At 42.4% G+C, this 1,455-nt stretch carries 1 pseudogene; it reads left to right on the forward strand.

What is annotated here, in order from left to right:
• A pseudogene (locus F6K49_RS48650) lies at positions 1-1,350 on the forward strand (peptidase C14); the annotation flags it as partial.
• Positions 1,351-1,455 lie beyond the last annotated feature (105 nt).

Consider the following 1,455-nt stretch of genomic DNA (forward strand, 5'->3'; position numbering starts at 1 on the left):
CAGCGTCCTACTTTTAGTAATTCCGGTGAACCCATTAATCTTACTCGCAGGTGGACAGCAGTAACAAAACAGTCGGCTGCCTCAGGAAAAAGTATCTGTCCTTATAAGGGTTTGGCTTATTTTGATTGTACGGAAGAAGATGCCAGATATTTCTACGGTCGTACCGCTTTAACAGATCAATTGTTGGAAAAGGTGCGTGTTGGTAAATTTCTCGCTGTCTTGGGATCGTCTGGTAGTGGGAAGTCTAGTGTAGTTAGGGCAGGATTATTGTATCAGTTACAACTGGGACGGAGGTTATCTGGTAGTGAAAGTTGGCAGATAAAAATCCTTCAGCCTGGTGAACATCCCCTCAATTCCTTAGCACTAAGCTTTTTAGATTCTGAATTATCTGATATCGCACGGGGGACTCAATTCGCTCAAGCCAAGGGTTTGATTAAAAAGGGTTCTGAAGGGTTGACAGAATTAATTTCTGTGATGAATACCCAGCGGCTAATACTGGTAGTTGATCAGTTTGAAGAAGCCTTTACCTTGTGTGAGGATAGCTCAGAAAGACAGCAGTTTTTTGAATGCTTATTAGGAGCTTTACCTAAAACCGAGAATAAACTCTGCTTAGTATTGACGATGCGAGCAGACTTTTTTGGTAAATGTCTTGAACAGGACTATAGCGGATTGGCACAGCAGATTCAACAAAATTTGGTGACAGTTACGCCAATGTCACCAAAGCAGTTGAAACAGGTAATTGTAGAACCTGCAAAGCGACTGGAAGTAGAGGTTGAGCCAGAACTAGTGAAACAAATGTTAACAGATGTGGCCAATGCTCCAGGGAGTTTGCCTTTGTTGCAGTACACACTGATGGAAATATGGAAACAGAGCAACGATAACTGTTTGCGACTCAATACTTATGCCAAACTTAGTGGCGTAATGGGGACACTGAGTCAACACGCTACAGTAGTATATGAGTCTTTTTCTGAGGAGCATAAGGCAACCACCCAGCATATATTTCTGGCGTTGACTCAATTAGGAGAAGGCACAGAAGACACTCGCAGACGAACCCTAAAGCAGGATTTGGTAAATAAGCACCATTCACAAGAACAAATTGACTCTGTGGTTCAGAAGTTAGCTAATAAAAAACTAGTTGTTACAAGTGAACTGATAATGAAGGGTGGTACATCTGAGAGAGTAGTGATGGTAGATGTTGCTCATGAAGCTCTGATTCGTCACTGGCAGCTATTGAGACGATGGATTAATGAAAATCGAGATCAACTAAGACAAAAGCGCAAAATCGAAGTGGCGGCAGAAGAATGGCGAAATAAAGGAAAGTCAAAGGTCAAAAGGAATATGCTCGACTAGCATATCCCATCTCAACATTGTTTCACCAGTTAGAGACCAGACGAGCCGATCAAAATGTTTAGCATAGTGGCAACCAAGTTCGTTTTCATGTCGCCAGGGATCGCG

Source organism: Moorena sp. SIO3I6 (assembly GCF_010672095.1).